The organism is Chryseolinea lacunae (assembly GCF_016735595.1).
Taxonomy (GTDB): Bacteria; Bacteroidota; Bacteroidia; order Cytophagales; family Cyclobacteriaceae; genus Chryseolinea; species Chryseolinea lacunae.
In genome coordinates this window covers 109,756-134,213 of the sequence record NZ_JAERRB010000018.1, presented here as the reverse complement: position 1 = coordinate 134,213, position 24,458 = coordinate 109,756, and the positions used below count along the sequence as shown (strand labels likewise).

General features: G+C 41.5%; 24 protein-coding genes. 11 read left to right on the top strand and 13 right to left on the bottom strand.

Translation table 11 applies throughout. The annotated features are described in order from the left end of the window. Positions 1-2: 2 nt before the first annotated feature. The 5 genes from JI741_RS31025 to JI741_RS31005 all read right to left on the bottom strand — a co-directional run bounded on the left by JI741_RS31025 (position 3) and on the right by JI741_RS31005 (position 7,414). Positions 3-2,690, bottom strand: coding sequence for a class I SAM-dependent DNA methyltransferase (locus JI741_RS31025; RefSeq protein WP_202016306.1), 2,688 nt, complete (start codon positions 2,688-2,690; stop codon positions 3-5). Positions 2,691-2,699: 9 nt separating this feature from the next. Next, positions 2,700-5,432, bottom strand: a complete 2,733-nt coding sequence (locus tag JI741_RS31020; protein WP_202016305.1) for a TrlF family AAA-like ATPase — start codon at positions 5,430-5,432, stop codon at positions 2,700-2,702. 124 nt (positions 5,433-5,556) lie between these two features. Continuing rightward, the gene (locus JI741_RS31015) at positions 5,557-6,312 is read right to left on the bottom strand and encodes a nucleotidyl transferase AbiEii/AbiGii toxin family protein (protein WP_236676365.1); all 756 of its coding nucleotides are present in this window, start codon (positions 6,310-6,312) and stop codon (positions 5,557-5,559) included. Further along, a complete protein-coding gene (locus JI741_RS31010) occupies positions 6,309-7,130 on the bottom strand; it encodes a type IV toxin-antitoxin system AbiEi family antitoxin domain-containing protein (RefSeq protein WP_202016304.1) in 822 nt (273 codons plus the stop codon). Before JI741_RS31010 ends, JI741_RS31015 begins: the two co-directional genes overlap by 4 nt. Before the next feature lie 80 nt (positions 7,131-7,210). Then, complete coding sequence (locus tag JI741_RS31005) at positions 7,211-7,414, bottom strand: response regulator transcription factor (RefSeq protein ID WP_202016302.1); 204 nt, start codon at positions 7,412-7,414, stop codon at positions 7,211-7,213. 85 nt (positions 7,415-7,499) lie between these two features. Here JI741_RS31005 and JI741_RS31000 point away from each other — a divergent pair, with 85 nt between their 5' ends. Genes JI741_RS31000 through JI741_RS30985 form a run of 4 tightly spaced genes read left to right on the top strand, consistent with a single transcriptional unit; the run spans position 7,500 to position 9,947 of the window. Beyond that, positions 7,500-7,838, top strand: a complete 339-nt coding sequence (locus tag JI741_RS31000) for a hypothetical protein (protein ID WP_202016300.1) — start codon at positions 7,500-7,502, stop codon at positions 7,836-7,838. 3 nt (positions 7,839-7,841) lie between these two features. Further along, positions 7,842-9,266: a GIN domain-containing protein gene (locus tag JI741_RS30995; RefSeq protein ID WP_202016298.1), complete on the top strand. Its 1,425-nt coding sequence runs from the start codon at positions 7,842-7,844 to the stop codon at positions 9,264-9,266. Positions 9,267-9,282: 16 nt separating this feature from the next. After that, positions 9,283-9,582, top strand: a complete 300-nt coding sequence (locus tag JI741_RS30990) for a hypothetical protein (protein WP_202016291.1) — start codon at positions 9,283-9,285, stop codon at positions 9,580-9,582. A gap of 29 nt (positions 9,583-9,611) precedes the next feature. Next, on the top strand, positions 9,612-9,947 hold the full coding sequence (locus JI741_RS30985; RefSeq protein ID WP_202016289.1) for a hypothetical protein: 336 nt from the start codon (positions 9,612-9,614) through the stop codon (positions 9,945-9,947). A gap of 19 nt (positions 9,948-9,966) precedes the next feature. Here JI741_RS30985 and JI741_RS30980 read toward each other — a convergent pair whose 3' ends face one another. Beyond that, on the bottom strand, positions 9,967-10,437 hold the full coding sequence (locus JI741_RS30980) for a JAB domain-containing protein (RefSeq protein WP_202016287.1): 471 nt from the start codon (positions 10,435-10,437) through the stop codon (positions 9,967-9,969). Positions 10,438-10,753: 316 nt separating this feature from the next. Here JI741_RS30980 and JI741_RS30975 point away from each other — a divergent pair, with 316 nt between their 5' ends. Then, positions 10,754-10,978, top strand: a complete 225-nt coding sequence (locus JI741_RS30975; protein WP_202016285.1) for a hypothetical protein — start codon at positions 10,754-10,756, stop codon at positions 10,976-10,978. 19 nt (positions 10,979-10,997) lie between these two features. On the opposite strand, the gene JI741_RS30970 is transcribed toward JI741_RS30975, so the two are convergent. From JI741_RS30970 to JI741_RS30945, 6 genes are all read right to left on the bottom strand, one after another. Then, positions 10,998-12,059, bottom strand: coding sequence for a relaxase/mobilization nuclease domain-containing protein (locus JI741_RS30970; RefSeq protein WP_202016283.1), 1,062 nt, complete (start codon positions 12,057-12,059; stop codon positions 10,998-11,000). Continuing rightward, positions 12,034-12,390, bottom strand: coding sequence for a plasmid mobilization protein (locus JI741_RS30965; RefSeq protein ID WP_202016281.1), 357 nt, complete (start codon positions 12,388-12,390; stop codon positions 12,034-12,036). The genes JI741_RS30970 and JI741_RS30965 overlap by 26 nt, the downstream gene beginning before the upstream one ends. Before the next feature lie 190 nt (positions 12,391-12,580). Continuing rightward, a complete protein-coding gene (locus JI741_RS30960) occupies positions 12,581-12,898 on the bottom strand; it encodes a hypothetical protein (protein WP_202016273.1) in 318 nt (105 codons plus the stop codon). 19 nt (positions 12,899-12,917) lie between these two features. Continuing rightward, positions 12,918-13,448, bottom strand: a complete 531-nt coding sequence (locus tag JI741_RS30955) for a hypothetical protein (protein WP_236676364.1) — start codon at positions 13,446-13,448, stop codon at positions 12,918-12,920. Between the two features lie 3 nt (positions 13,449-13,451). Further along, positions 13,452-14,138, bottom strand: coding sequence for a P-loop NTPase family protein (locus tag JI741_RS30950; protein ID WP_202016270.1), 687 nt, complete (start codon positions 14,136-14,138; stop codon positions 13,452-13,454). Positions 14,139-14,189: 51 nt separating this feature from the next. Then, a complete protein-coding gene (locus JI741_RS30945; protein WP_202016268.1) occupies positions 14,190-15,125 on the bottom strand; it encodes a DUF8464 domain-containing protein in 936 nt (311 codons plus the stop codon). Between the two features lie 1,230 nt (positions 15,126-16,355). Here JI741_RS30945 and JI741_RS30940 point away from each other — a divergent pair. The 6 genes from JI741_RS30940 to JI741_RS30915 all read left to right on the top strand — a co-directional run bounded on the left by JI741_RS30940 (position 16,356) and on the right by JI741_RS30915 (position 23,087). After that, entirely contained in the window at positions 16,356-18,860 is a 2,505-nt protein-coding gene (locus tag JI741_RS30940) for a PKD domain-containing protein (RefSeq protein ID WP_202016266.1), read from the top strand. Positions 18,861-18,878: 18 nt separating this feature from the next. Next, on the top strand, positions 18,879-20,501 hold the full coding sequence (locus JI741_RS30935; protein WP_202016265.1) for a T9SS type A sorting domain-containing protein: 1,623 nt from the start codon (positions 18,879-18,881) through the stop codon (positions 20,499-20,501). A 244-nt stretch (positions 20,502-20,745) separates the two neighbouring features. After that, the gene (locus tag JI741_RS30930) at positions 20,746-21,378 is read left to right on the top strand and encodes a methyltransferase domain-containing protein (protein WP_236676363.1); all 633 of its coding nucleotides are present in this window, start codon (positions 20,746-20,748) and stop codon (positions 21,376-21,378) included. A gap of 201 nt (positions 21,379-21,579) precedes the next feature. Beyond that, the gene (locus tag JI741_RS30925; RefSeq protein WP_202016263.1) at positions 21,580-21,945 is read left to right on the top strand and encodes a hypothetical protein; all 366 of its coding nucleotides are present in this window, start codon (positions 21,580-21,582) and stop codon (positions 21,943-21,945) included. Between the two features lie 65 nt (positions 21,946-22,010). Then, positions 22,011-22,259, top strand: coding sequence for a hypothetical protein (locus tag JI741_RS30920; protein WP_202016262.1), 249 nt, complete (start codon positions 22,011-22,013; stop codon positions 22,257-22,259). A 474-nt stretch (positions 22,260-22,733) separates the two neighbouring features. Then, positions 22,734-23,087 carry a hypothetical protein gene (locus JI741_RS30915; RefSeq protein ID WP_202016261.1) on the top strand — a complete coding sequence of 118 codons (354 nt, stop codon included), beginning with the start codon at positions 22,734-22,736 and terminating at the stop codon, positions 23,085-23,087. A 148-nt stretch (positions 23,088-23,235) separates the two neighbouring features. Here the strand turns inward: JI741_RS30915 and JI741_RS30910 are convergent, their stop codons facing one another. Continuing rightward, the gene (locus JI741_RS30910) at positions 23,236-24,378 is read right to left on the bottom strand and encodes an epoxide hydrolase family protein (protein ID WP_202016259.1); all 1,143 of its coding nucleotides are present in this window, start codon (positions 24,376-24,378) and stop codon (positions 23,236-23,238) included. Between the last annotated feature and the right edge of the window lie 80 nt (positions 24,379-24,458).

Here is a 24,458-nt window from a genome sequence, read left to right as displayed (position 1 = left end):
GGTTATTTCTTTTTCTTTGTAGGTCGTTTCTCCACTTCAAACAAAGTCCCTTTGGTTTTCTCTTCCTCAATCATTTGTTCGTAGAGTTTAAACAAATACTCCAAACGTTCTTCATCGCTTTCAAATGGTTTACTTCTATAACAACGTTCCACTGCAAGGTCTAACTGATGATGTGCCTCTTTTAATCCAGGTGGCATTTTATCGGGGTCGTAAAGTTGCGCCAATGTTTTTTCTGAATGACTTTCTCGTTCTTCCAATATTTTAAAAACAAATACTGCCAAACTTTCCTTTTGATTGTCGGAAAGCATTGGCATTGGAAAATTATTGTAACAGATTCCCGATGAATAATTAATCCTCGTTTCTAAACGACCAGCCGTTGCCTTAACCCAAACCATATGAAGTTTTGAAGAGATAAAAGCAAAAATGTAAGGAGCTTGTTCATGAATTGTAAAGGCTCGATTGGAAATTATTGTTTTCTCATCCATGAAGCCAAATGGAATGTAATCTCTTCGTTCTGAAGAAACGGCTGGAATTATTATAGACCCAGTATTCTTATGTGCACGTTGAGCAAATTTATGAGGTATTGCACTATAGCCGTTTGTAGTTTTAGCTTTTGAAGATATTCTAAATTGGTAAACTGATTTAATACGAGTCTGAATAGGTGGAATTGACTCTGCTATTTTTAAATCGTTATCTGAAATCCAAATACACCACCGTTCAATTCCATTAATGAATTCCTCAGAACCAACAAGTTTTCGAAATAGAACTGAAGCTGCCGGATACATAGATTCTATCTGTTCCTTTTCAAGAGGGCTTAATATTAAAAACCCACCATCTCTTGCTTGACTACCCATAACCATTTTTGGCCTGGGAGAGATAGGATCTGCTCTTTTCTCTACTATTATGTTTTTCGCATTAGCTAAGTAGCCGTTGATGTTACTTACTTGTATTTTGAGTTGGTTTTTGTAGATAAATTTTGGCAAAGATTGTATGTTCCTTAAGCCAACAATAATGCAAGTTACCCCTGCCTCATCTTTTGCATTGTTAGACCATTTAAATGCTTCGTACGCAAAGAATATCTCAACGGATTTCTTAAAAATTCGCGGCCAGAGAATAGCGACATGATCACCCTGACAAATTGAGTTTGTAGAGACAAAGGCAAATCTTGAATTGGCATTCTCAATAAATTCTGCCGCCTGAATAAACCAACAACTTATATAATCTGCGTCCTTATGAATCTTTTCGTTATTGTAAGCATTCCTCACATCTGTTTTTTGTTCACTATCTTGCACTCTTGCTCCATAATATGGAGGATTTCCCAAGATATAAATCTCATCTCCCTCTATCTTTGGACAAACTTTTTCCCAATCAACTCTTGTTGCGTTACCTTGCACAATGTTGCCTGTTTCTTTCAATGGCAACGCGGGTTTTGTTCTTCCAAATTCCTTGAAGAACTCCTGGTTCATTTGATGCTCTGCGAGCCAAAGGGAAAGTGTTGCTATTTCATGAGCAAAGTCGTCTAACTCAATACCATAAAAATTGCCGAGGTTAATGTTTGAAAACGCAAGGCTGCTTAATGCCTTAAAAATTCTCATTTCAAGTCTTCGTAATTCTTTGTAGGCAATAATTAAAAAGTTTCCGCTACCGCAAGCAGGATCGAAAAGTTTAATGTTCCATATCCGTTGCAGTAATTGATTCAGGGCTTTATTATTTCCTTTAGCTGATTCAAACGCTTCATTCAATTCGTTTAAGAAAAGTGGCTCAATTACTTTCATAATATTGGGCACACTGGTATAATGCATGCCCAATCCTCCGCGGTGTTCAGGCGTAATCACAGCTTGAATCATGGAGCCGAAAATATCAGGGTTTATGTCCTTCCATTCCAACTGACCACTGTCAATGAGCGCCTGCCTGCTGCGCCTGGTGAATGCCGGTGCTTGATGCTTGTTCCGGAACAAACCACCATTTACATACGGAAAGGCATCGAGGTAGTGCGGTAAGTTTTTGCGCTTGCTGTTTTCAGTATTCATTACCACAAACAGCTTGTCGAGATACGCTTGTAAGTCGCTCCCGTCAGTTTGTGTGTGGCTGCTGATGGCATTGGTGAACTGCACCTTTTCAAAGATGCCTGTGTCCTCAGCGAAGAAGCAGAACAATAAGCGCGAAAGAAATACATTAAGGTTGTGAACTTCTTCTGGTGTCTTGGTTGGGTTGTCTTTTTTTATTTCGTCATACAACTTTGCCATGCGTTCCGCTGCTTTTACATCGGCAGGGTTTTCATTCTGGTGCTGTGCTTTCTCCATGCCTGCCCAGGGCAAAAAGAAATCGAAATGCTTCGCTATTTCAAGTATTGGTATATCAAGTGTGTCAGATGTTTTTCTGTCTATTGCCAGCAATGTTTGAAAGTCCGTAACAATAATAAAGCGCGGGTCGTGTTTTGTGACTTTGTCGTCAGCCTTGATAGTATCGATCAACACGTGCAAATCTTCGCCTTCCACTGGTTTGAAAAACAGTTTCTTCTTCCAAATTATTTCTCCTGCGGTCTTCGAAAGATTTAGACCTCCTTCTTGCAATCTTTTAATAGATGCTTTTGGCTGACCATAGGCTAAAAGCAAATCGTAGATGAAAGATTCCTTGTTAAAGGGCTTTAGTATTTTCTGAAGGGCGGTTTCTATTTGTGCGATGTTCATTAGACTAACTTAGGGTTTTAGGGCTTGTGATATGCGATAGTACCTTTTATTCAAAGCATCTCGACCGCCCTCCATTACTTCGCAAACAGCATTTCTAATTTGCTTGTCTTGCAAAGCATTGTTCGCTGACACAACAACTTGACCTGTAACGAAGTCCATATGTACCACATTATCTGAATTGGCATTCACTGCAATATTTGGGTTATGAGTAACAATTAATAGCTGTCTGCTTTGTTTTAATTTTTTGAAGCCATCAACTACGAACTTTGAAATGAGTTTTGTATCCAAATCATCTTCAGGTTGATCAATTATTAAAGGAATGTCATTAAGTGCTAAGAGTAATCCCAACATTCCGGCAGTTCGCTCGCCTGCTGAGCCTGTTTGAATATCTTCTTCTACACCTTCCTTTCTAAACTTTAAAACAAGTTTGTCCTCTGGAAACCAAACCATTAACCGATCAATATCTTCTGGAGTGTTTTGTTTAAGATAATCGAGATGTTTTGCTAATCTCAAATCAAGAGCTTTTTTATCGGCCTCTGTTGCTGAAATAAATGCGACAAGACTGCTATAGCGTTTTCCCCACCGCGTTGCTTCGGGTTCTTTAACAATGTCTGCAATAAGACCCCAACTTGTTTCATCCTCTTCGTTGTAGGCGTAGATGTTATTTGAAAATTCTCCCCCCGGCTTTCTTAGTAATTGCCTGAATGTTAAATCTGCATTTTCAGAATCGGCCATTGTTTGCAATTCAATGATTAAAAATGGGTTGGTTGTGTTGTCAATTGTTTTCCATCTTCCAATTATTTCCTTTCGCTTGATTCTCAGTTCCTTCTCCTTATCTACAATTGCACTGTACAGTGTTTGTATTTCAGATTTTAAAGTTTCAAGTTGTACTTTTTGTGTAGAAATCAACGCAAGTTTATCACTTAAAGAAGCTTTACGTTGAATCAATAATTCATAAGGCTCACTACCTAACTCTTTAATGCTTTCTGCAATACCGTCATAAGCTTGTTTCGCTGCTACAAATTGTTGAAACCAAGGAAGCGCATTGAATTGGTTAGGTAAATTTACCTTGTAAGGTGCTAGCAGAGTAATTGCTTCTGTAAGGTTTACTTTTACTGCTGCTAAAGCCGCATTTATTGCTTGTATAAATTCCAATGATGTATCAATTACAACATCTTTTATCGCTTCTGGAACGTGAATACTGGGAACAGATCGTTCAAGTTCTTCTATCTGTGAAATGAATCTTAAAACACTTTCATTCGTGTCAGTAAAAAACTTATTTACTTCAGTGAGTTTATTAAAATTGCTTAAAGTGTCCCTGTATGTTGAACTCTCGTACAAAGCAATTTTGTTATTAGTCGATCCAAGTTGTGCAGTTATATTCCCTTCTTCCGAAATAGCTTTAATTAGTTGCCGTCTTGTAGCTCTATCCGCAATCCATTTTTCGACTAGTTTGTCTTTTGCTTCCGTCCAAGCAGGCTTGTCGAACTGCGAATCAATCAACTCAATAAGTTTTGAAGGATTTCCAGTAAGTGCATATAGCTCTTTTTGATTAAAAATTTGAACTGGAAATAGTTCCTTAATATTTGAAACCGCTTTTGATGTATCCCAACTTGCCGTTGTCTCATTCCACTCTTGTAGTGAATGTGAAAGATTACTCCAAGTTATCAAATGCAATTTACCGTCTTTATAGATTTCAACTTCAATGATAGTTCCTGCTTTTAACATTCCTGTTCCGCCTCTTCGTCCTACCTGATTGAACTTGTCAAACTCAACTTGCACCTCATCTGGCATTTCATCTATTCGTGCTAATGCTATTCTTAGATAATTGAGTATTGTAGACTTACCTGAACCTCTGCCACCGATTACAGAGGTGAGCCAAGGACTAAAAACTGTTTTTAATGGTGTTCCATTTCCCGCTTTAAAACCATTAGTAACGGAAAGTGATTTGATGAAATAGCGATTAGATAAAGTATTAGGATCGGTTGAGATTGAATCTTTTCTAATTATTCCATCTTCACGATCATGCAGGGCAAGTTTTAAAGCGTCCAATGAAGGTTCGCTCATTTTTACCCACGTATAATTCGTACCCACCTGTGCTGCAATATGACTATCAGTGCCGACCACTTCTGCCAAATGAAGTTTGGATTGTATATATATATCAGGTTTGGCTGCCGTTTTATCTATTATTTCTATTGCAAGTAGACCCTCACTTTTAATTGCTTGGCTTAGGGTAAATCCTGTAAGTAAAAAAAGTCCGCATGGTTTGTCTACGTGGGCTGGGATAGCAACGGCTCCGACTGAATGAATTGCCTTTATTATATCCTCAACACTATCGGGAGAAACGGCATCTGTTGTCCCAATATGTGGAGCGGGAAATCTGACATTACCCAAAAGAGTTTGAATATCTGCTGTTCCTGCGCTTGGATCAAATAATGCTAAAATATGAATATTGCCTGTTGCTGAAATTTCAACTCCGGGAAATAAATATAGTTTTCTATAACCAACTGGCTGTGCAATTTCCATTGCTGCCAAAGCGGCCTTTAATATGTCAATCCACTCTCCAGAATTATGATCGGTTATTGCAACACAGTCAATACCAGCGTTCATATACATAAGCAACCAGTTTTCAGGTGTTATTGCCATGTGTATGGCATCGCCCTTACCAAAATCATTCGACTTTGGCGTATGGTTGTGAAAGTCAAACTTCCACCATTTAGCCCCATGTATTAGTCCTTTCATATATTTTTGAAATTGCAGATTAATTCGTGGTGGTGTCTCAAGTTTTAGTTTTTGTATTCAGTCCTCCGTGGCAAAACTGAATACATATTTAGAGCTTCAATAATAATTCTGTTCTAACGCTTTCTTAAGCGAAATCGTGATCATATTTCTCCGCGGGGCGAAGTAGTGCGGTAATATCACCACGAAATTCATTATCCTTCATTTTAAGTTCCATGTTATCTATGAATTGCTGTTGACTTGGAGAGTTACCGACAGAAAACTTCATATATTCAAGATAACATTTTATTAGGTTACCAGTGTTGAGACCTTTTTTTAATGTAAATGCCTTATGTAAATCATATAAGTCTCTCCCTTTTCTCCTTTGGTATAGCGCACGAAGCTTAGTACCAAGCAATTCTTCCAATTGATATGTGGTGATTTCACACGAACCTTTATACCATGACGATTCTACTTTGAAAGGAAACTTAACGAGGCCAAGTACCGAAAAATGTTCGCGACAATTCGTCTCCACTTTTAAGCGAAGCCGTTGAACTGGCGGAAATTCAGATTCGAATCTGAAAACTAACGTATTGTTATTCTCTTTTTGTTTCCGTGTTGGTACACCTAAAAAAGAAAGTCTATGACGTAGTGCATCAATCACAGGACCGAAAGGTTCATTTGTTATTTGAACCAAGTCAATGTCCTCGGAATAGCGTGGCTGTGGTTCAAGGTATAGCTTATGAAGAGCAGTGCCGCCACGAAAGGCAAGTCTATCAGCGAGGAATTTGTCAGAGAAGATTTCCACGAGTGCACGGCATATAACCAAGTCCTGCTCCACCTGTTCATTTGTTTGCCAGGGAACATGAGTTGACCATTCTGTTATATATGCCTGTGGAATCATTCGTCTATTTCAATTTCGGTATTGACAATTACTTTCCATTTGTCGTCTGATGAAAAACCTTTGTCTGGTAAATCTGCCTTAAGCGGTACACGAAAAAATGATAGCTTGGCTTCCTTTGCTCTCAGTAACAACGCTTCGGCAAGATCCTTTCGTTGGACTTTGTATTCCAATAGGTATCCCAAGCGTTGTATGGAATGCGTTGATGCTTCATCAAATAAAAGCGAAGTAAACATCTCCGGCTTTAATACCTCAGCGAGTTCGTTAATAACGGTAGCTGCGCGGTTCATGCCGCCAATTCGTTTTTCAAACTGAACCAAATCCGTTGCTGTTAGTGCGGCTGAGGAGATTTTCAAGTATCCACTTTCAGTTTTTCGGCTTTCAAGAAGTTCTTCCCTGATTGACTTTTTGCTTATGTAGTTTACTTTAAGTCCCTTTCGTTGAGTGGCGCGTAATGCCGGAAGCGAAGTAATGATAAAAAACTCCTGCGGCTGCTGGTGGGCAGCACCATGGTAAGCAGCCGCGTTCAATAGACCTACGTAGTAAGGCCGTTGAAGGTGTTGCATAAGGCCGTCAATGTATAACGCTGGGGGAAGTATACCCTTTGAAGCATATTGGAGGGGAATTATCAGGTAATAGCCCTTGTAGATAGAGACTATGCGCTCCTTTTTGGAAAGACGGTTCAGCGCTAATTTAACGGCATCCTCAGACAGGTCGGGAAAAGCCTTATGTGCTTCACTTAGAGCAAAAGCCAGCTTTCCTTTTGACTGAAGCTGATCCACCCAGTCAGGCAATCCTCGTAAAACGACTTGCTGCGGCATTGAGAGTATTATTTAGCGAAATGTATTAAAAAACGATACTTATCGCAAATGAATACTCCTGTTTTCAGGCTATTGAACCCTCATTTCAACCACTTTTTTTTGAAGCCATATGCCACTAGATGGGCGGCATTTCTTACCTGGAATCTATTTAGCATTTCAATGCGGATTGAATCAATGGTCTTCTTACTGTTTCCAAGCTTCTTAGCAATCTCCTCACTGCTATAGCCTTCAGAAATCAGACGCAGAACCTGAAGCTGCTTATCGGTAATATCAACTTTTTTCACACATCAATATTAGGAGATACAAATATTTAGGTATTTTTACCCCCATATTTATACGGGTACATATTTCACCTAAAAGCTTGATGATATGAAATTTACAAACTCACCTTATCCTCTTGTAAAGCTGCCCATTGATATCCAACTGCCGCTGTTCCTGATAAAAGAAGAACTCAAGAGCCGCAAGCTATTTCAGTTGCTGCAGGAAGTAGGCACGACTGAAAGTGTCTTCGAGCCACATTTGGACTCGCTGATTTTCCAGGTCATCGGTTTGGATGACGATGATGACCGTATCTCCGACAAATATTTTGACATCATGGAGAAACGAAGCAAAAACCTTGAGGCCGATAAAGACAGTATTGCCAAACAAGCTTTCAAGGCGTACCATGAGATATTGGCCATCAAAAAGAAAATGGCTAAAGGCAAATGAGTTATGGAAACTGTGCTTCCCTATGTAACTGACTTACAGCTTTCCCTTATTCAGGAAACAGTTTCCAAAATCGTTCATGCAGTTCAACCGGAGAAAATCATTTGCTATGGTCTTCGCTCAAATTCTCGGCAACGATGGAGCAGTTTTCAGCAAGAAAGGTCAGGTGTAATCGAAACGTCTATTGACTTGTTGATTGTAACCAATGAAAAGGATAAACGGAACAGAGATGGTGTTCTGAACATTCTCGACAACCTTCGCACCGACCAACTTGATCTCATCGCGGTTGTTCATAGTATCGATGCTGTCAACTGCGGGTTAAAGGAGGGTAATCCATTTTTTACCAACCTATACTACAATGGGGTATTGCTCTTTGATCAAAGCCAAACTCCCTTCGAAACACCACAAAATACGAAGGAACTCCTTACCGATGAAAGGCAACTTGCTTTAGCCCAGTCGTTTTACGAAACAGGATGCAATTGTGCTACCGAAGAACGCAATGAAGTAGCCGCGTTTATGTTTCATCAGTCAGTAGAACAAAGCTGTGCTGCCTTGCTAAAATCCTGCCTGGGGTATAGACCGACTACACACAGCATAAAAAGATTGTTCTCCCTAGTGGAGAATATCACTCCGGAAGTAAAAAGCCTTTTCCCTTCATCTACAGATCAGGAGGCTGACTTGCTTGAGATACTTCATAGGGCGTATTCAGACGTCAGATACAAGGATGGTTACGAAGTAACAGCGAACAACGTATTTGCACTAATGGAACGTGTAAGCGCTTTACATGATTTGGTTAAAGAGCTGTGTACAAATAGAAACGCAGGAAACATTCCGGCCAACGATACCGACCTTGAAAAATTTGATACGATAGTAATTGATGTACCATTCGACATCATCCTTTACAGAGGTAGTACCGAAAATATTAGGATCGAAACTTCAAAAAAGGGAGAATCGAAAATTACTTATGCAGTCCAGAACCAACGACTGCGATTGTCAGTCAGAAATAACACCGGTGATCCGATACCTTACGCTATTGTCCACGTGACCTATACTGCATTGACCGGATTGGTAATTGATGGATCGGGTAGAGTTTCTTGCACGGATTTCATTGAGTCAGAATTTCTCGGCATTGTGCAAAACGGAAAAGGAGAAATTGATCTGAAGGTAAATGTATCAACGCTCGATGCGACAGTTACTAAGATCGGTAGTCTAAAAATAAGCGGTACTGCGGCCTGTGCAAAAATACTAAACACCGGCCCCGGAAATTTTGTGGGCAGTGATCTTGAGACCTCAGAGGCAAGGCTTACAATCAAGGATTCAGGTTCTGTTTCAATCCATGTTGAGGATCAATTGAGCGCATTTCTCCATGGAAGCGGAAAGCTGTTGTTGAAGGGCAAACCCCGCATCAAGGAGTTTGTAATGGATGTGTAATAATAAACCGATGGCTATGAAATCAAGTTTAAAAAGACGAAGGAAAAAACCAATAAGGGCACCTTTTCTCCACCGAACAGTTGAATACAAACTGGCAATGTTTCTTCAATACTACCCGCCAAAAGAATTCAACCGCGAGTTTCGGAACATGATTGTTGATTACCTGATTTATGGTAACGGTGGAATCAACTATCGCATTGATCGGAAAATCCTGATAGAAGGAGTCTGGGACTTAATGCGTGTTCTGGATGAGGCCGAAAACCATTGGGAGTATCGTGATACGGATGACATTATCAATAAATACAATGGTAACTAAATAGAAAAGCATTATTCACTACTATCGCCATGTCAAAAAGTATCATATCATTAATGCGGTTAGCCAATCATGAACAGGTAACGATTTACCTTATTGAACAACAATTGAAGTGCAGACGATTCTTTGATGATCTGGAGAGTATCGGCTTAGGCCCTTATGATTCTGAACCCAATCTCGATCACTTAATTCTTAAGAATGTGGAATTGGATGACGGCGCTGACAAAACCTATCTGCGTTATTCTAAAATATTGGACAAACATAGTAAGCAGATGGATCTTGAATTCGGGGCCATACAACGACAGGCGGTAAAGATGTACAACGAACTGACGACTTTGAAGAAACAGAAGACTGGAAAAAGAAAGTAACCTACATCTGTATGAGAGGTTATATTAACCCCTCATCAGCGAATGAATAGTAGCTTTCGGACGTAAGAATGATGTGGTCCAGAAGTTGTATTTCCAGTAGTTTTCCCCCTTCCTTTATCTTGCGGGTCAGGTCAATGTCAGCTTGACTTGGCGAAAGATTTCCTGACGGATGATTGTGCGAAAGAATTACGCCTGATGCCCCGGCTTTAAGTGCGGCTACAAAGATCAACTTCGGATCAGCTACCGTGCCAGCGATTCCACCAGTGGATACCTCAAATATTCCCAGAACTTTGTTGGCTCTGTTGGTGAATAGAACTTTGAACTGTTCAACAAGTTCGAGCCTGGATTCATCCCAACTTTGTTTCAGTATTTCACAAGCATCTTTCGATCCATTGATCTTAGGCCTCATCGATGGCTTTACAGGGGACTTGTACGAGAGCTGAATCTCTGCAACTTGAAATTGTTTTGATTGATCATTTGTGTTTTCCATAATCGTAAGAATTAATTATGGAGCATGTCCCTTGCTTAGGGTGGAGAGTTGTGCCAAAAGGAAAAGGAATAATTGGGGGTTCCTGGAAGCGATAGCTGGAAGGGGGAAACCGTTTATGCCGGAAGCTTTTGGCACAACTCCTTTAGTGTGCCACCCTAAGCAACCTTTGCGAGAAAATTAATTCTTGCGATTAAAACACAAGTCAAGAACATGCAGTATCAGAGTTTGGGCTAACTCTTTGGCCATCTGGGAAACAAAATGCTACCGCTCGGAAAATGCTTTTGGTTGAATTATGCTACTAGCAGAAATTGTTTGCATGAAAGCTGCCGATGCCAGGCAATTATCCGACACAGCCAATACTGCCGATCTTTCGGAGATATATTCAGCCATAGAGTCCTTTGCAAAGAAAGGAGACTATTGCATGCACGTTTATAATATTCTTACTCTTTCGCAAAGAGATGAACTTTCCCGTGCAGGCTTTTTGATCACCGATCACAGTAAGGCCGACGAGTTTTGCTATGAAATTTCATGGAAGATATAAGCCTAAAGTTTGAGACGGCTTATCTGCGAATTATTCTACGCTTCCGTTTTCGTTTTATTTTCAGCGCATTTTCAGGGTCAATGTTAAAATGGTCTTCCGCATGAAACAAATTTGAGATTACTGTCTCCAATGGAGAGTTCAGTGATAATTTCCCTTCGTTGTCTTTGTGCTGGTATATTTGTGTTTTTGGCGATGAAACTGGTTTGCTGATTTTGGGAGATTCGGATAGTTGATCGTTAACACGACTGATCGCCTCATTCGGCACTGGTTTTGAAGATCTTGTTTGAGCATTAGCATAGTCAATTATCGCACGATCCCTTTCCTGATTGTAATTTAGTTTCCCTTTGAGTGTTGTCCACTTAAAGTCGTTTCCAAGCTTTGACCCAGTGATTGTTATACCGTCATAAGAATATGAAATACCACTTACATATCCCGTAGATGCTTGATTAAACAACACATTGATACTCCTGTTGTTGAGTTGTTGGACAAATTCCGAACATGACAAGTTCGGCTTGGCGGCAAGAATGTTCTCTATAATCTTCTGTAGAGCCACCTTGTGTGAAGGTGCATTTTTTCGCTTCATCATTTCGAGTTCGTCCTTCTTTACTGCGCGCTTTCTTGCCTGGTTACTGGACATCACCTCGGTCAGTTTGTATTTCTTTTCAAGATCTCTAAGTATCTTCTCACACTTGGCAAAGTCGTTGCTATCGCTTAAAACCTTTCCGTCATAACCAATTCGATTTACCAGTATATGCAAGTGTGGGTGGCTTGCATCGTAATGTCGAAACATAATATATTGATGTTGTGTAAAGCCAGCCTCGCGTAAATAGTCTTGACCTATCTGCACCATCGTCGCATTTGTCAATTCCTCGCAAGGAGGAAAATTAATGGAGGTGTGATAGAAGTACTTTTGCAGATTGGGGCGCATGATTCGGATCATCTGAATTTCTTTCATAATGGATTTCTCACGGACGTCCACGAAGGAATGATCCAACACCTCTGCGACATCCTTTTCAACTTTCTCCAGATTGTAACGCAAGGCTCCCCGGAAGCCTTTACCCTTGATCATGTTGGCGGTCATGGAGTATAGATTTGAGTATCTGGTTCAATAACATCATCAGTTCAAGTTGAATCGCTCGCAGCTCTTTCGGAAAATCTCCCTGGTTGAGTTTATGGGTTGCCTGATTCAGGTTAACCCCGATCTTCCTTAGCTCCTGATAAACTGAAGCATCCAGAGCCGACAGTTTGGCACTTGGAGCCTTTCCTGTAAATACTTTCTCGCGTATCCAGTTAGCAGGGGATAGACCGCTGGCGGTGGCATACTCATTTACCGTTTCATTCTCACCGCGTGTCAGCCGAATATTCACCTGCACTGTTCTTTTGTCTTGTTCATTTATCTTAGGTCTGCTCATAGTCTCTCTCGTAAGTATAAAAATCGAACGAAGTGGTTATTTATGTTTTACAAAGCTTTTGGCAAGCACGTTGGAGCGTAGCGGAAACATTGCTTGCTCCTTATCTGCAAGGTTATCCTTACTGCTCAACTTAGCTGGACTTAGCTGATTTAAACTTGACATGATTTAACAAGTTGAAGTTGTTTTGCTTTCATTGCCGTAGTTTGAAACTGCCTGGCCTTTCTTCTTGACCTTTCATTTCGTTGGTATCCTTAAAGTTCCACTGACGGGTGACTACCGTTGTGGAATGCTTAGTTACCTTCTTTTCCAGTTTCGATACTGCCTTAGCAAGGCTGAAATAATTGAGTTCGACTTGCGTACCTGTCTCTTTTTCAAGGTCGTCTTTGATTACTCTTAGTGCCATTGTGACCCCCATTGCGGAAATCACATCGACATACGTGTTCACGATCAGCGTGTAAACTCCTCTTTTCTTCTCTTTCAGGAATTGTATGATATATTTCTTTTCCATTTCATGTTGGTGTTAATTCTCAATTACTCGTCTCTCTACCGAAGTGTATCCTTATCGTATTTGCATTCAGCTTCTCATATTCATGAAAATTTCGAATGGAATCTCCTTTGGCTGCCCTGAGATCAATGAAGTAATAACCCGCCTTGTCTTTCTTTACAGCTTTCAGAAATTCGCCCATGTTTCCAGAGGATTCTATTATGATTCTGGCCCTGTCCACATCGTTGGCCATCGACCAGTACCAGACGGCAATCAGTGTGAACAAAGCTGCGATCAGTCCACTTATGATCCATTTAAATACAATTGCCATCTGAAACTTCCATGCTTCACCTGGATACTGAAAATGAAACACTTTTGGATTGATTCTTAATGAAGCCTCATTCACCTGTGAAGCAAGGGCTTTGTTGTTTTGGTTGTTAAGCTCCATCTCTTTGTGAATGATATACAAGGCAGGTATCACCGGGTCATTCGGTGAAAACTGGAATCCATACTCTTTGAGAAGGGAAGCACAATAAGCACGAAGCTCTTTTTGCTCCTGATCAGTCATAGCCATCTCTTAGAGATTTAGTTCTTCAATAGGTTTTTTAAAATAAATGGAAGTAAACGGGCTCAGGCCGGTGGTGCCTTTTCCATCCTTCAAAACATTCTCTACCGTTCTCATAGCTATTTCGCCTTTGTCTTTTACAAGATCGAAGTGTATTAAGGAGAGTTCATTCGCTTGGATGTACTCAAGCAGTAGGGTTTGCTGTTCCGATGAGCAAGGATAAAAACCATTTTGAGCGACTACTATTTCCAGTGATTCTTTTGTCGACTCTACCAGTTCTGCCAGATATTCCATCGTAGCTCTGAATATATTTCCACCGCCCACAATGCAAACAAGCTGCAATTGAATCTCACTTTGATTGAGAACTTCCATGATGACATCAATTCCATTCATGGAAAAATATTTTGGCAATTGCTCGGCTACGCTGGCACCAAGATCTGCGATAAATAATTCCTTGTTTGCACCGATAACACTCTCAAAGAGTGCGTTGAAAGCCCCTCTGTCGATTCGTTTGGTGTTAGGGTCAAGAAAGGAAACTTTGACAGGTTTGCGATAGGCAAGCTGCTTCATTGTGGTTGTCGTTGCATCATCGAGATCAAGTAGCGCGGCTTCCTTATACTTTTCAGCAAGCATAAATGTTAATACAGACTTACCCGCGCCTCCTTTGGCTTGTGTGATAAATTGAATTTTCTTTTTCATGGTTTTTGTTTTTAGTTGTGTTGCATTATCCATCAAATATTGTTGGTCTGACTATCGCCTTAGTCTGCTTCTCCGCTTCGGACTTATTGATTTCTGTTCTTTTGCCAATGAAGCGGACAAGAGAAAATCATTCACATCTTTATGTTTGGAATACCAGGTTGATGCATCTTTAAAGTAGATGCCTTCTGCGTGAAGGCGTGTCTTCGCTTCTTTCCCTGCATTGTCATTATCGAGAAATAGAGTCACTTCAGGGAATGATCGCAGCAATGGAATTTCTCTTCCGATGAAGGACACGGAGTTCAGCACTAGAAAACTTGAATCCTTTGTTGTCTCAAGGAACTTGGGGTTGCTGATTGTTAGTGCAGAGAGAAAATCTATAAATCCCTCAAAAACTGATAGCTTCGAAGAGTTGTTCTCAGAGGTGATCAAAGAAATGTCTTTGGGAGTAGATGAGCCTTTGAACCATTGATTGCGTAGTTCAAATCCTCCGGTACGATTGGGAAAGCCTATGGCCTTATAAGTTCTTTCACCAATTCGGAAATCCACTTCCGAGCAATATTGTGCGGCTGTGTCAATGTAAATGCCTCGACTCTTTAGGTAGCTCGTCAGCTCTGGGGCTTTTAGACTACCGACAGACAAAACCTCGATTTTACTCTTGGTAGTACCGTCCTTTATTGGCGGTGTCTCTGAACGTTTGTTCAGAATGGAATTACCATTTGTTAATTTTTCAATCAACTCACGGTACGTGCAGTTGAAAAGCTTGACACCCAGGTCAATTATTGTTCCGCCTTCGCCTGTTCCATGATCGAACCATACGTTTCGCTGACGATTGACTTTAAATGATGGAGTTTTTTCTTCGCGGAAAGGGGAGTAATACCAATAGTCACTATTTCGAATCAGTTTAGGCTGGTGACCTAAGCTGTCCAAATAGCCGACCAAGTCAATCCGCTTGATCTCATCCCAAATTGTTGTCTTATTCTCCTCCATTGCCTGCCCATTAATGAAAAAGGCCGGAAAACCTGCGGAACTATGCCGCTAGGCTTGCCAGCCGTTTCAAATCCTCTAAAAAAGTGTTCGAAAATTGTACAGGGAGGGCGACCTGAGAGGACAAGTGACTATTTTTTCATTTGTCCTCTTTTTTCGTCTTCTAACTCCTTGTCGATCAAATAGATGTTTCATTGAGTTTAGTGTTCGAAAAACACCTCCGTCAAAAGTGAGATTTTTGGGATACGTCGAACCAATTACTTCCCGCTTCTTCTCAATATCGCCGGCTTCATAGATCAGATGTAACCTCAATAAGTTACACACGCCCTTCGATAGGCGTCCCCTCAAGATCGACTTTCGTTTCATCCTGCCTGCGTTCCATTGACTCCAGCTTTTCAAGTTTGATGCTGTATTCGTGCCTCATTGGGTTCAATTTGCTTGGGAAGCAGGTCTCGGATGTATACGAGCTTTTGTTCTACTTCTTTGATTTCAGATTTGATCTTTTTACAATTGCCTCGTTGATCGCTGGTTTGTTCATTCCAGGCCTCTGTTATGTAGATAGTGTAGATGTCTAACACCTCTTTTCTCCGCACGAACTTATAGACATGAAACCAAGTCAACAAATTTATTTATGGAACAGGATTGCGAGAAAAAGATTTTTTCGGTTCGATTTTTTTCTCACGCAATATTTATGCTCCTTGCATTATTATTTTTGCGTCAGTATGTATTCATGTTGTGCTAGATTGAGATTACGAGAATTTGATATCCCTCCACTTACATTCGATGGAAAGCGTGTTATTGCATGCTCAAGTCGACAATTGCGTACGTTTTGATTATTTAAGTGATTGACTTCAAGAAATGAAGATCGCCAATATGAAATCAGATTTTTCTCCTTTGATTGTATGTATTGCATTTAAAAATGCGTTGGCTTACGTTAACACTTCTTCTCTTTGAGGAGGGGTGCGTATTGGAACATGAATGTTGTTGTTTGTTGAGAAGTTGATATTGTATCTAAATTGAACGGCGGTGGAAGTTAAAAAATCAAGCACATAAACAGAAGCTCTGGAAATGTTAAGATCGAAGCGTTCTTGCAATAAATGAATAGAAAGTAGATTGTTCTTGGCTTTAAATGTGGCTGAAGTTTTTTGATGCATCAATTAGATAGGAGATAAAAAAGAGGCAACGGTATAAGGTCAGAAACATATATTGATTTTTAAAATTAGATATATCCTTATGTACAGAATAATGCAATCAAGCGAATTTGGTAAAAGGGCCTTCGTAATTACCTTCGTGCTTTTTACATCGTCACAAGCTTTGGCTGATCCCCTTCAAGCAAATTTTTCTCATTTGATTGACTGGAACTATCCTTATAAAGTAAATTTTAAGGACCTCTCCACTCCATCGTTTGTAAACCAATGGACTTGGGAGTTTGGTGATGGCACCGTCTCTACTGAAATGAACCCTAGTCACATATACAGTTTTGCCGGTGAGTACACGGTGAAGTTGACTGTGAAAAGCGGTGCCGAGCAAAGTAATTATAGTAAGACAATCACGGTAACAACAGAACTCCGTGCCATCATCAATGCATCTTTAGCAAGCGGTCCCCCTCCGCTAACAGTTGATCTGTCGTGTGCTGAATCCACGGGGTTAATCACGAGTCACACATGGTCGATTTCTCCTAATAACGGATTTACTTATATTTCCGGGGGCGCGAACAGTATCAATCCTACGATTCGATTCGATGTTACCGGAGTATACACCATTACCTTAACGGTTAGCGATGGTGCGGCTCCAAAGACGGCCACACAAGCTATCACTGTGAAGTCTCAACCTCTTGTGGATTTTATTTGGGCGGCTCCAGTTTACGCAGGTACGCCAGTGCAATTCTTAGACAAAACAGTTCTTCCCTGTAACTATGGGGTGGCATGGCAATGGAATTTTCCAATGTCCTCCAGTACATCGCAAAATCCCACATATACATTTGATACGCCAGGCGATTGGGATGTTTCGCTGAGGATTCTTGACGGCTGCAACAATGTGGTTACTAAAATCAAAAGAGTAAAAGTCCTTAGTCAGGCTGTCGAGCTGACTCCCAGTTTTACGTCCTCAAAAATTTCAATTAGAAAAGGTGAGACGGTAGATTTTTATGACACATCGTCGCCACACGCAAATATAGTCGGGTGGTTTTGGAACTATGATTTGCCTCCGGACTTTCAGGGGGATATTCAAGCAAACAAATTTATGGAGCCTTCCAACTATGAGGCGAAGGCGTCCTTCACATATAACACGGCAGGAGTATTTAAAGCGAGGCTTCAGGTTACAAGTAATCTTGGAGATAGAGGTCCCATCTTCGAGCAAATTATTCAAGTAAGGGAATCTCCTGAACTGGAAACGGAATATTCAAAAAAACTATCAGCAATGGACCCCAATGCACAGTCAATTACGGGTATATCGTTGGACGGTACTGTCCATGCGGTGCTTGTTGATAACAAGGCTGTTAATGTTTACAAAAGAACTGGAGGGGCTGAGTTATGGAAGTTGACAGAGCAATTTAATCCTACCGCATCTGGGTATAGTAACTTGGCGGTAAAGATAAAAAATAATGCGATGATCGTCCTTAGAACCGCTGGGTCTGGCTTTCCTGTTCTTCATTATTTTGATGCCGTTGGAAACAGCGCCAACAATGCCTTAAGCATACAGTCGACAACTCAGAATCAAATCCAACTTTCAACCTCTGTAGGCGGTGCTCGTTTTGATTTTTACGATGGTCAAGCTGTATATCTCAACGTGGCAGCAGATGGTGTTTATTTGGTCTTGGTGACGAAAACTACGACGTGGTCTGCCAGCACGATAACAAAGGTAAAACTCACCGCCACAATTGGTACTGACCTCGTGGTGGGAAACGTTTTTATTGATCAGCGCTATATTGTTGCTCACGTGAATGGTCTAGCCTATGTAGTCAGCAAGACATCGGCTGGGGTTTGGGACTTTGCCAATAAGAAAATTATATCAGCTCCACCCCCCGCTCCAGGGCAGCCCGGATTCTTCAGAGATATAGCTTATGCCAATAACACTATTATGGGATGTTATATTCCCTTTGTTGGTTGTGGAAGTAGAACGTGGAGTGTGGCTAATATTTATGAGGTCGGCCCCAGTGGCTGGCAAGATAATATGGCGCCAACCGCCAGTTTTCATCTAGACATCGACCCGGATATTAATGATGGAACTTTGATTTGTGAAGTTCAATCGCACAATACCCCCAATGCACTGTCGCTTTCGAACAAGTATGCTGCCGTTAAAGTCGGGTTAAGGAATGGTAGCGGCGCACTTAATTATAAAATTTATGTATTTAAGAAATTTTACGACTTCTGGATTGATAGCTATCAAACTTACAAGATTAACTATACAACGTCAGAGTTTGCTCCAATTGTTTCGGGTCCATACCTCATGGATTACTACGCTCCGAATACAGGTTCCCGAGTAGGAATTTATAACTTCGACGAGTATTGTAAGTTGGTTCCATTTACTTCCACTGACTTTACAGTAAATAGTGCGCAATCTGATGTTGTGAAAGGCGCTATCGTATTGGGTGGGGGCACATCGGCGGTATTTGACACAGGAGCCAAGGCAAAATATATAGGCACCGTCATAACGCTCAAGCCCAATCTCAGCATTAAGTCTGGGGCAAACGTCACGTTGAGTCCATTGGCGTCTTGTGACGATTTATATTTTCACTAACTGTAAAATAACATTTGAATGAAATTGAGGATAAACGCTCTTTTGATATTGGTGTGTTGTCTGGCGCACAACAATTTGGTAACGGCTCAATCCACCCAATCTGAATCTGTACGCTCATCTGGTGGGATGTATGTTGATCATGGCACGGCCATCACTTTGGACGAAGATGGAAACATGTATGTTACAGGAGGCTTCCAGTCTGAGGTACAATTTGGTGGAACTCGACTGTCATCCAAAGGTGATAGCGATGCGTTTATTGCAAAGTATAATGCCATGGGAGAGCCAATTTGGTGTAATCAAGTTGGCGGTGATACCGTACTAAGATCCAGTCTCACAGAGTATGGGGCTGACATTCTATTTTACGATGGCTTCATTTATGTGACTGGAGTTTTTCTTTCGTCTGCCAAATTTTCAAATATTGAGGTCGTATCGCATGGAATGGATGATATATTTCTTGCGAAATACGCCTTGAATGGGCAACTCATCTGGGTCAAAACGGCAGGCGGTGCAAGTCAAGATGTTCCCCATGCATTGGCCATCGACAATTTGGGGGGGATCTATCTTACCGGTTCTTTTCAGGGCAAGACAAAATTTAGTAACACGCAGTTAGAATCACAGAATTCTACGGATATGTTTTTTGTGAAATATAACACAAATGGAGACTTGCTCTGGGCAAGACAATCGCAGAGTGAACAGGAAGGTCTTGGAAGAAAGGTGACTTGCAATGAGCAGGGGTGTATTGTTGCAGCTGAGTTTAAAGGGAGATTTAAACTTGGTGACATCACCTCCACTAATACTCCAGAGCGAATCGGTCTTGCGAAGTATAGTCTGGAAGGAAAAACCTTATGGCTAAAGGAAATAGGGGAAAATAATCACGCAACCGTTGAAGATGTCGTCCTGAACAACAAGAATCTCTATATGGCAGGATCTTTTAATGGCGTTATGAAATGGGATGCGAACATGCTTTATTCCAAGGGATTGCAGGATGCCTATCTAATCAGACTCGATGAAAATGGGAATTTTGTATGGGCTAAGTCATTCGGAAGTGTAGGCAACGATACTGGCAAATCAATATCAATCGATCGGGCAAATACAGTGTGTCTCGGTGGGAACTTTCAGCAAACAATTGATTTCAACGACGGGTCCGTGCTTGAGAGCCGAGGTGCCGATGATATTTTTTTAGCTCAGTTGACTGGTGACGGAGCGCTGTTGTCATTAGAATCTATCGGAGGAGCGGGACAAGATCATCTCAATGACGTAGGCATGGCAAATGATCAAATATTTTTGACCGGATTTTTCAGAGAGTCGATCAATGTTCGTGACTTTACACAAAAATCAAATGGATATTCAGATATCCTTGTGGCTAAAATCAATAAAGAAACTCGGGAACATATTATTAGAGGCGGTGACCTTGTGAAAATATATCCAATACCATCGAAGGGAGAATTCAATATAGAATCGACGACTAAAATTTCGTCTTTAGAGTTGATTAATGAATTGGGTCAGGTCGTTAATAACGTGTATGTTAATTTTAAAACGGCAAATTGTGCTGAAGTAAAGCTCGGAAGGAACAAGGGTGTGTATTTTATTTCAGGATATGTAGATGGAAAAAAATTCACTAGAAAGGTAATTGTGGAATGAGTTGCTCAGGGTCGAGCATGGTGTCACCCACACTAAAATTTAAAAATCAGATCCTAATTTTAAATTTTTATTTGTTAGCTTTTTTAATGGCAAAGATTGGCTTTGTGGTTGCCCCAGCCGGATTCATCCAGGCAGCCACCGCCATGCGAAAGACCATCGATGCCCAAGCTAATCGCCGCCTGGTCAAATGAACCTTCTTCCCAACGATCGCCTGGAGCATTCAACCGTTGTAGCAAACAATCGGATGAATAGAGAGCGCAACGCAACAGGTGTAAATAGCTACGAACGCGACATCTGGCTGTCGCCCGTAGAATTTCTGGCCGATCGTTGCCAGAAGTCGAACGCTGTTGCATGGATGGACATCTGTTGTGGACGAGCCAAAGCACTCATTCAAACCACACTACATCTCAACCCCCAATTTCCCAGCCATCATTTCCGCATGGTAGGTGTTGACCTGGTCGATGCCTACGATCCAATACCCGCCGACCTCAATTCCATCACACTTCTCACAGAATCTTTTCGAAGCCTAAGCACGAATTTCAAATTTGACCTGATAACCTGCGTTCATGGACTACACTATATTGGCGACAAGCTAGGCGCCATTCAAAAGGCGTGCAGCCTACTAACACCCGGTGGAACATTTGTAGCCAATCTGGATCTACAGAATTTCAAAAGCCTCTCGCAAAAGAATTTTCACAAACACATATCAACCTGGCTTCACGACAGTGGGTTGACATATAACAACAAACGTCACCTGCTCACGGCAACAGGAAACCGTTCGCTAAACATTCCTTTCACATACATCGGTGCCAACGATCAGGCCGGCCCCAACTACACCGGCCAGGAAGTTGTGGATTCGTACTACGAACTTCAGTGAGTGCCCCGCACAGGGTTGCATTCTTCATTTCATCCAGCCGTCAAAAAACATGCTTACTCAGCCTTGTTTGTTTGCGCTTGCTATCGCCTAAATCTCATATCTTTGAATAGCAACGCTAAAAACTCACGGGCATGGTCTACAATATTTTAAACGGCGACGCCCTTGCTATAGTTTTCCAACTGCAAAATTGAAGGGGAGATTATGGTGGTTAGAGAAGGTCTTATTGACGGAGACTTATCCGGCGATGGCCTCCATGACTTTTGGCGATCAAGAGCCCAATATATGGGAATAACCAAAAGCGAATACCATAATTCTGTTGTAAAAGAATTTAAAAAAATAATGAATGCACCTGATCACTCTGAGTTTAATCTCTGGTTTGAATATGACTTGTTCTGCCAAGTAAATATGTGGTTCGTTATTTCAATTATTCATAGTTTGTCAATTACGAGAAACGTCTTTGTCATTTCCACTTCTTATTTAGACAAAACCAGTAAACATTTTTGGAATGGCTTGGGGCCAGCAAATTCAGATGAACTTAAGGTTGTTATTCGGATAGAATTCAGTTAAGCGAAGCCGATATTAATTTCGGGCAAACGTTGTGGACGGCTTACAAAAATGGCAACCTGGAAGAGTTGACAAATCTCTCAACGCATCAATCTTTAGCTTTTCCCTATCTGCAAGAAGTAGTAAAGGCACATGTTGACCGCTTTCCAAGAGATGGCACAAACGGAAGGCCCGAAAGAGTTATTGAAGACATCACAAAAAATATCTCCACCGATTTCCATAAAGTGTTCAAAGAATTTTGGAACCGCGAAAGCAATTATGGTTTTGGTGACACGCAACTAAAAAGTCTGTACGACAAAGTAATGCACTCGCGCTAGCAAGTGTATCTGCTGCAATGATTTGAAATTGTGCTGTCACGTGAACTTGAAAGGGAATCTCAACTAAAAATTAGAATGCCAGAAAAATTATTCACCCTCACCCCTTGTGCTTCTTTTATCCTTTGATTGTTTCGGACAATCAAAATCCATCACACATCATTTTTCCTTTAGCGAAACAGGCGATACTGTTAAAACCATAAGGGAGACCAATGAATATGATACAAACGGACGAGCGATCAGAACAACATATTTCGACAATGGAAAAATGATCAACAACTCGGAGCAAATGTTTAACGAGCGTGGCCAAGTAGTGGAGAAAAATTACAAATGATTGGATTTTCCGGCAAACTGGAATCATCTAAAACGCTCTTCTTTTATGACCAATTGGGCAGGCTCAAAAGAAAAATGGTCAACAACGAAAAGAATGAAGTCGGTAATACAGTTTATTATTACGACAGGAACGACACGCTCCTTATGAAAGAAACGCGGAGCAATGGACTTGAGGCCATCTACAGCTACGACTCTCTACGGAACAATATCCAGATACAATATTTCAGAGACGGTCGGCTTTACTACGTCATCAAGTATGACTACAATGAAAAGGCCCAACAAATTCACTATACAACGTCTTCATATCCGGGATGGCACAACTATACCCTATTTGACCGGCAAGGAAACCTCGCTGAATTTCTCAGATTTGATGAACAGAGGATCTTGACACAAAAGATAAAATATTTTTATAACCGGCAGAATAAGCTCATCCGAACGGAAGAGTTTAACGAAGTACTGAATGAACCCGAGAATGTTTACGTAACAACGTATAAGTAGAATAGTATTTGAATCAAGATCAAACCTTGATGGCATGAAAATTCAAGAAGTTGTTGTCAGGTAACAAAAATGAAAGCCCGTTCCGATTAAAATCGGAACGGGCTTTTTATTCGCAGTGAACCAAACACCCTCACTCAAACCAATCCTGTCATCCTTCGCTATAAAAAAAGTCCGCCAGCTCTTTTGAAAAAACCTGTGGCGCATCCAGTGCGGCAAAGTGTCCGCCGGTTGTCATTTTGTTGAATCGTTTTGTGTTCACTTTCCGGTTTACCCATTCCATGGGAAATGGAGCCTCGCCAGGAAACAATGATACACCTGTGGGCACATCCACTTTTTGATTTGACTTCAAACCTCCCGACCACGCTGCCTGCGCCTCCAGAGCATACGTGCGAATGGAGGTGTTGATGGTTTGCGTTACCCAATAGATCATCACGTTGGTGATGATCTCATCTTTTGTGAAGTGGTCATCCAGGTTTTCGGGGCTGCCAGACCAGCCGTGAAATTTCTCGACCATCCACGACGCTAACCCTACCGGCGAATCGTTCAAACCATAGCCCACCGTCTGGGGTTTGGTGGCTTGAAGGAGACTGAAGGCACCCTCCGAAAAAAACCATCTCTGAATAAATTGGCCAAATTCCTGTTCGGGCGCGGTCATGGTCGACCAGTCTTCCGATCCGTTCGGATACCCCACGTCGGTTAAGTGGATAGCCTTCACAAGCGACGGAAACTGATTGGCAAGCGATTTGGTTATGGTCGACCCCACGTCGCCACCGGCAGCAACAAAAGATGTGTAGCCGAGCACTTCCGTCATGAGCTTGGCCCACAAGACCGCTGTGGCATCGCTGTTGTGGGCAACTTTGTCGGAAAAGCCAAAGCCCGGCACCGACGGCACCACCACATCAAACGATTCGTCGGGGTTGCCGCCATAGCTTGCGGGGTCGGTAAGCATCGGAATCACCTTATAAAACCGGTAGAAGCTATCGGGCCAACCATGTGTTAAAATGAGTGGCTTTGGATTTTTGCCTTTTCCCTTGGCATGGATGAAATGGATGGACACGCCGTCGATGGTCACTTTAAATTGCGGGAGTTTATTGAGGGCGGCTTCCTGTGCCCTCCAGTCGTATTGATTTTGCCAGTAGTGAACCAGCTCGCGCAGGTAGGCAGGATTTGTTCCAAAATTCCATCCCGAAGATTCCGGGGCGTCGGTCCAGCGGGTTTGTTTCAAGCGTGTTGACAGATCGGTTAACACTTCGTTCGGCACTTCAATTTTAAAAGGTGTGGGCGTTTTCATATTGTTTTTTTTACAAAGCTATAGCCGATGCCTGGGCGGTCATTGTAAAAAATTTACCTCCCCAGGACCCCTTTCCAGGG

Coding starts and splice junctions, on each gene's coding strand:
- JI741_RS31020 (WP_202016305.1), bottom strand. CDS start 5,432: ATGAAAGGACTAATACATGGGGCTAAATGGTGGAAGTTTGACTTTCAC.
- JI741_RS30910 (WP_202016259.1), bottom strand. CDS start 24,378: ATGAAAACGCCCACACCTTTTAAAATTGAAGTGCCGAACGAAGTGTTA.
- JI741_RS30985 (WP_202016289.1), top strand. CDS start 9,612: ATGTCAAAAAGTATCATATCATTAATGCGGTTAGCCAATCATGAACAG.
- JI741_RS31015 (WP_236676365.1), bottom strand. CDS start 6,312: ATGATTCCACAGGCATATATAACAGAATGGTCAACTCATGTTCCCTGG.
- JI741_RS31025 (WP_202016306.1), bottom strand. CDS start 2,690: ATGAACATCGCACAAATAGAAACCGCCCTTCAGAAAATACTAAAGCCC.
- JI741_RS30965 (WP_202016281.1), bottom strand. CDS start 12,390: ATGAGCAGACCTAAGATAAATGAACAAGACAAAAGAACAGTGCAGGTG.
- JI741_RS30970 (WP_202016283.1), bottom strand. CDS start 12,059: ATGACCGCCAACATGATCAAGGGTAAAGGCTTCCGGGGAGCCTTGCGT.
- JI741_RS30930 (WP_236676363.1), top strand. CDS start 20,746: ATGAATAGAGAGCGCAACGCAACAGGTGTAAATAGCTACGAACGCGAC.
- JI741_RS30960 (WP_202016273.1), bottom strand. CDS start 12,898: ATGGAAAAGAAATATATCATACAATTCCTGAAAGAGAAGAAAAGAGGA.
- JI741_RS30915 (WP_202016261.1), top strand. CDS start 22,734: ATGAAAGAAACGCGGAGCAATGGACTTGAGGCCATCTACAGCTACGAC.
- JI741_RS30940 (WP_202016266.1), top strand. CDS start 16,356: ATGTACAGAATAATGCAATCAAGCGAATTTGGTAAAAGGGCCTTCGTA.
- JI741_RS30980 (WP_202016287.1), bottom strand. CDS start 10,437: ATGGAAAACACAAATGATCAATCAAAACAATTTCAAGTTGCAGAGATT.
- JI741_RS30990 (WP_202016291.1), top strand. CDS start 9,283: ATGAAATCAAGTTTAAAAAGACGAAGGAAAAAACCAATAAGGGCACCT.
- JI741_RS30975 (WP_202016285.1), top strand. CDS start 10,754: ATGAAAGCTGCCGATGCCAGGCAATTATCCGACACAGCCAATACTGCC.
- JI741_RS30995 (WP_202016298.1), top strand. CDS start 7,842: ATGGAAACTGTGCTTCCCTATGTAACTGACTTACAGCTTTCCCTTATT.
- JI741_RS31000 (WP_202016300.1), top strand. CDS start 7,500: ATGAAATTTACAAACTCACCTTATCCTCTTGTAAAGCTGCCCATTGAT.
- JI741_RS30955 (WP_236676364.1), bottom strand. CDS start 13,448: ATGGCTATGACTGATCAGGAGCAAAAAGAGCTTCGTGCTTATTGTGCT.
- JI741_RS31010 (WP_202016304.1), bottom strand. CDS start 7,130: ATGCCGCAGCAAGTCGTTTTACGAGGATTGCCTGACTGGGTGGATCAG.
- JI741_RS30945 (WP_202016268.1), bottom strand. CDS start 15,125: ATGGAGGAGAATAAGACAACAATTTGGGATGAGATCAAGCGGATTGAC.
- JI741_RS30935 (WP_202016265.1), top strand. CDS start 18,879: ATGAAATTGAGGATAAACGCTCTTTTGATATTGGTGTGTTGTCTGGCG.
- JI741_RS30925 (WP_202016263.1), top strand. CDS start 21,580: ATGGTGGTTAGAGAAGGTCTTATTGACGGAGACTTATCCGGCGATGGC.
- JI741_RS30950 (WP_202016270.1), bottom strand. CDS start 14,138: ATGAAAAAGAAAATTCAATTTATCACACAAGCCAAAGGAGGCGCGGGT.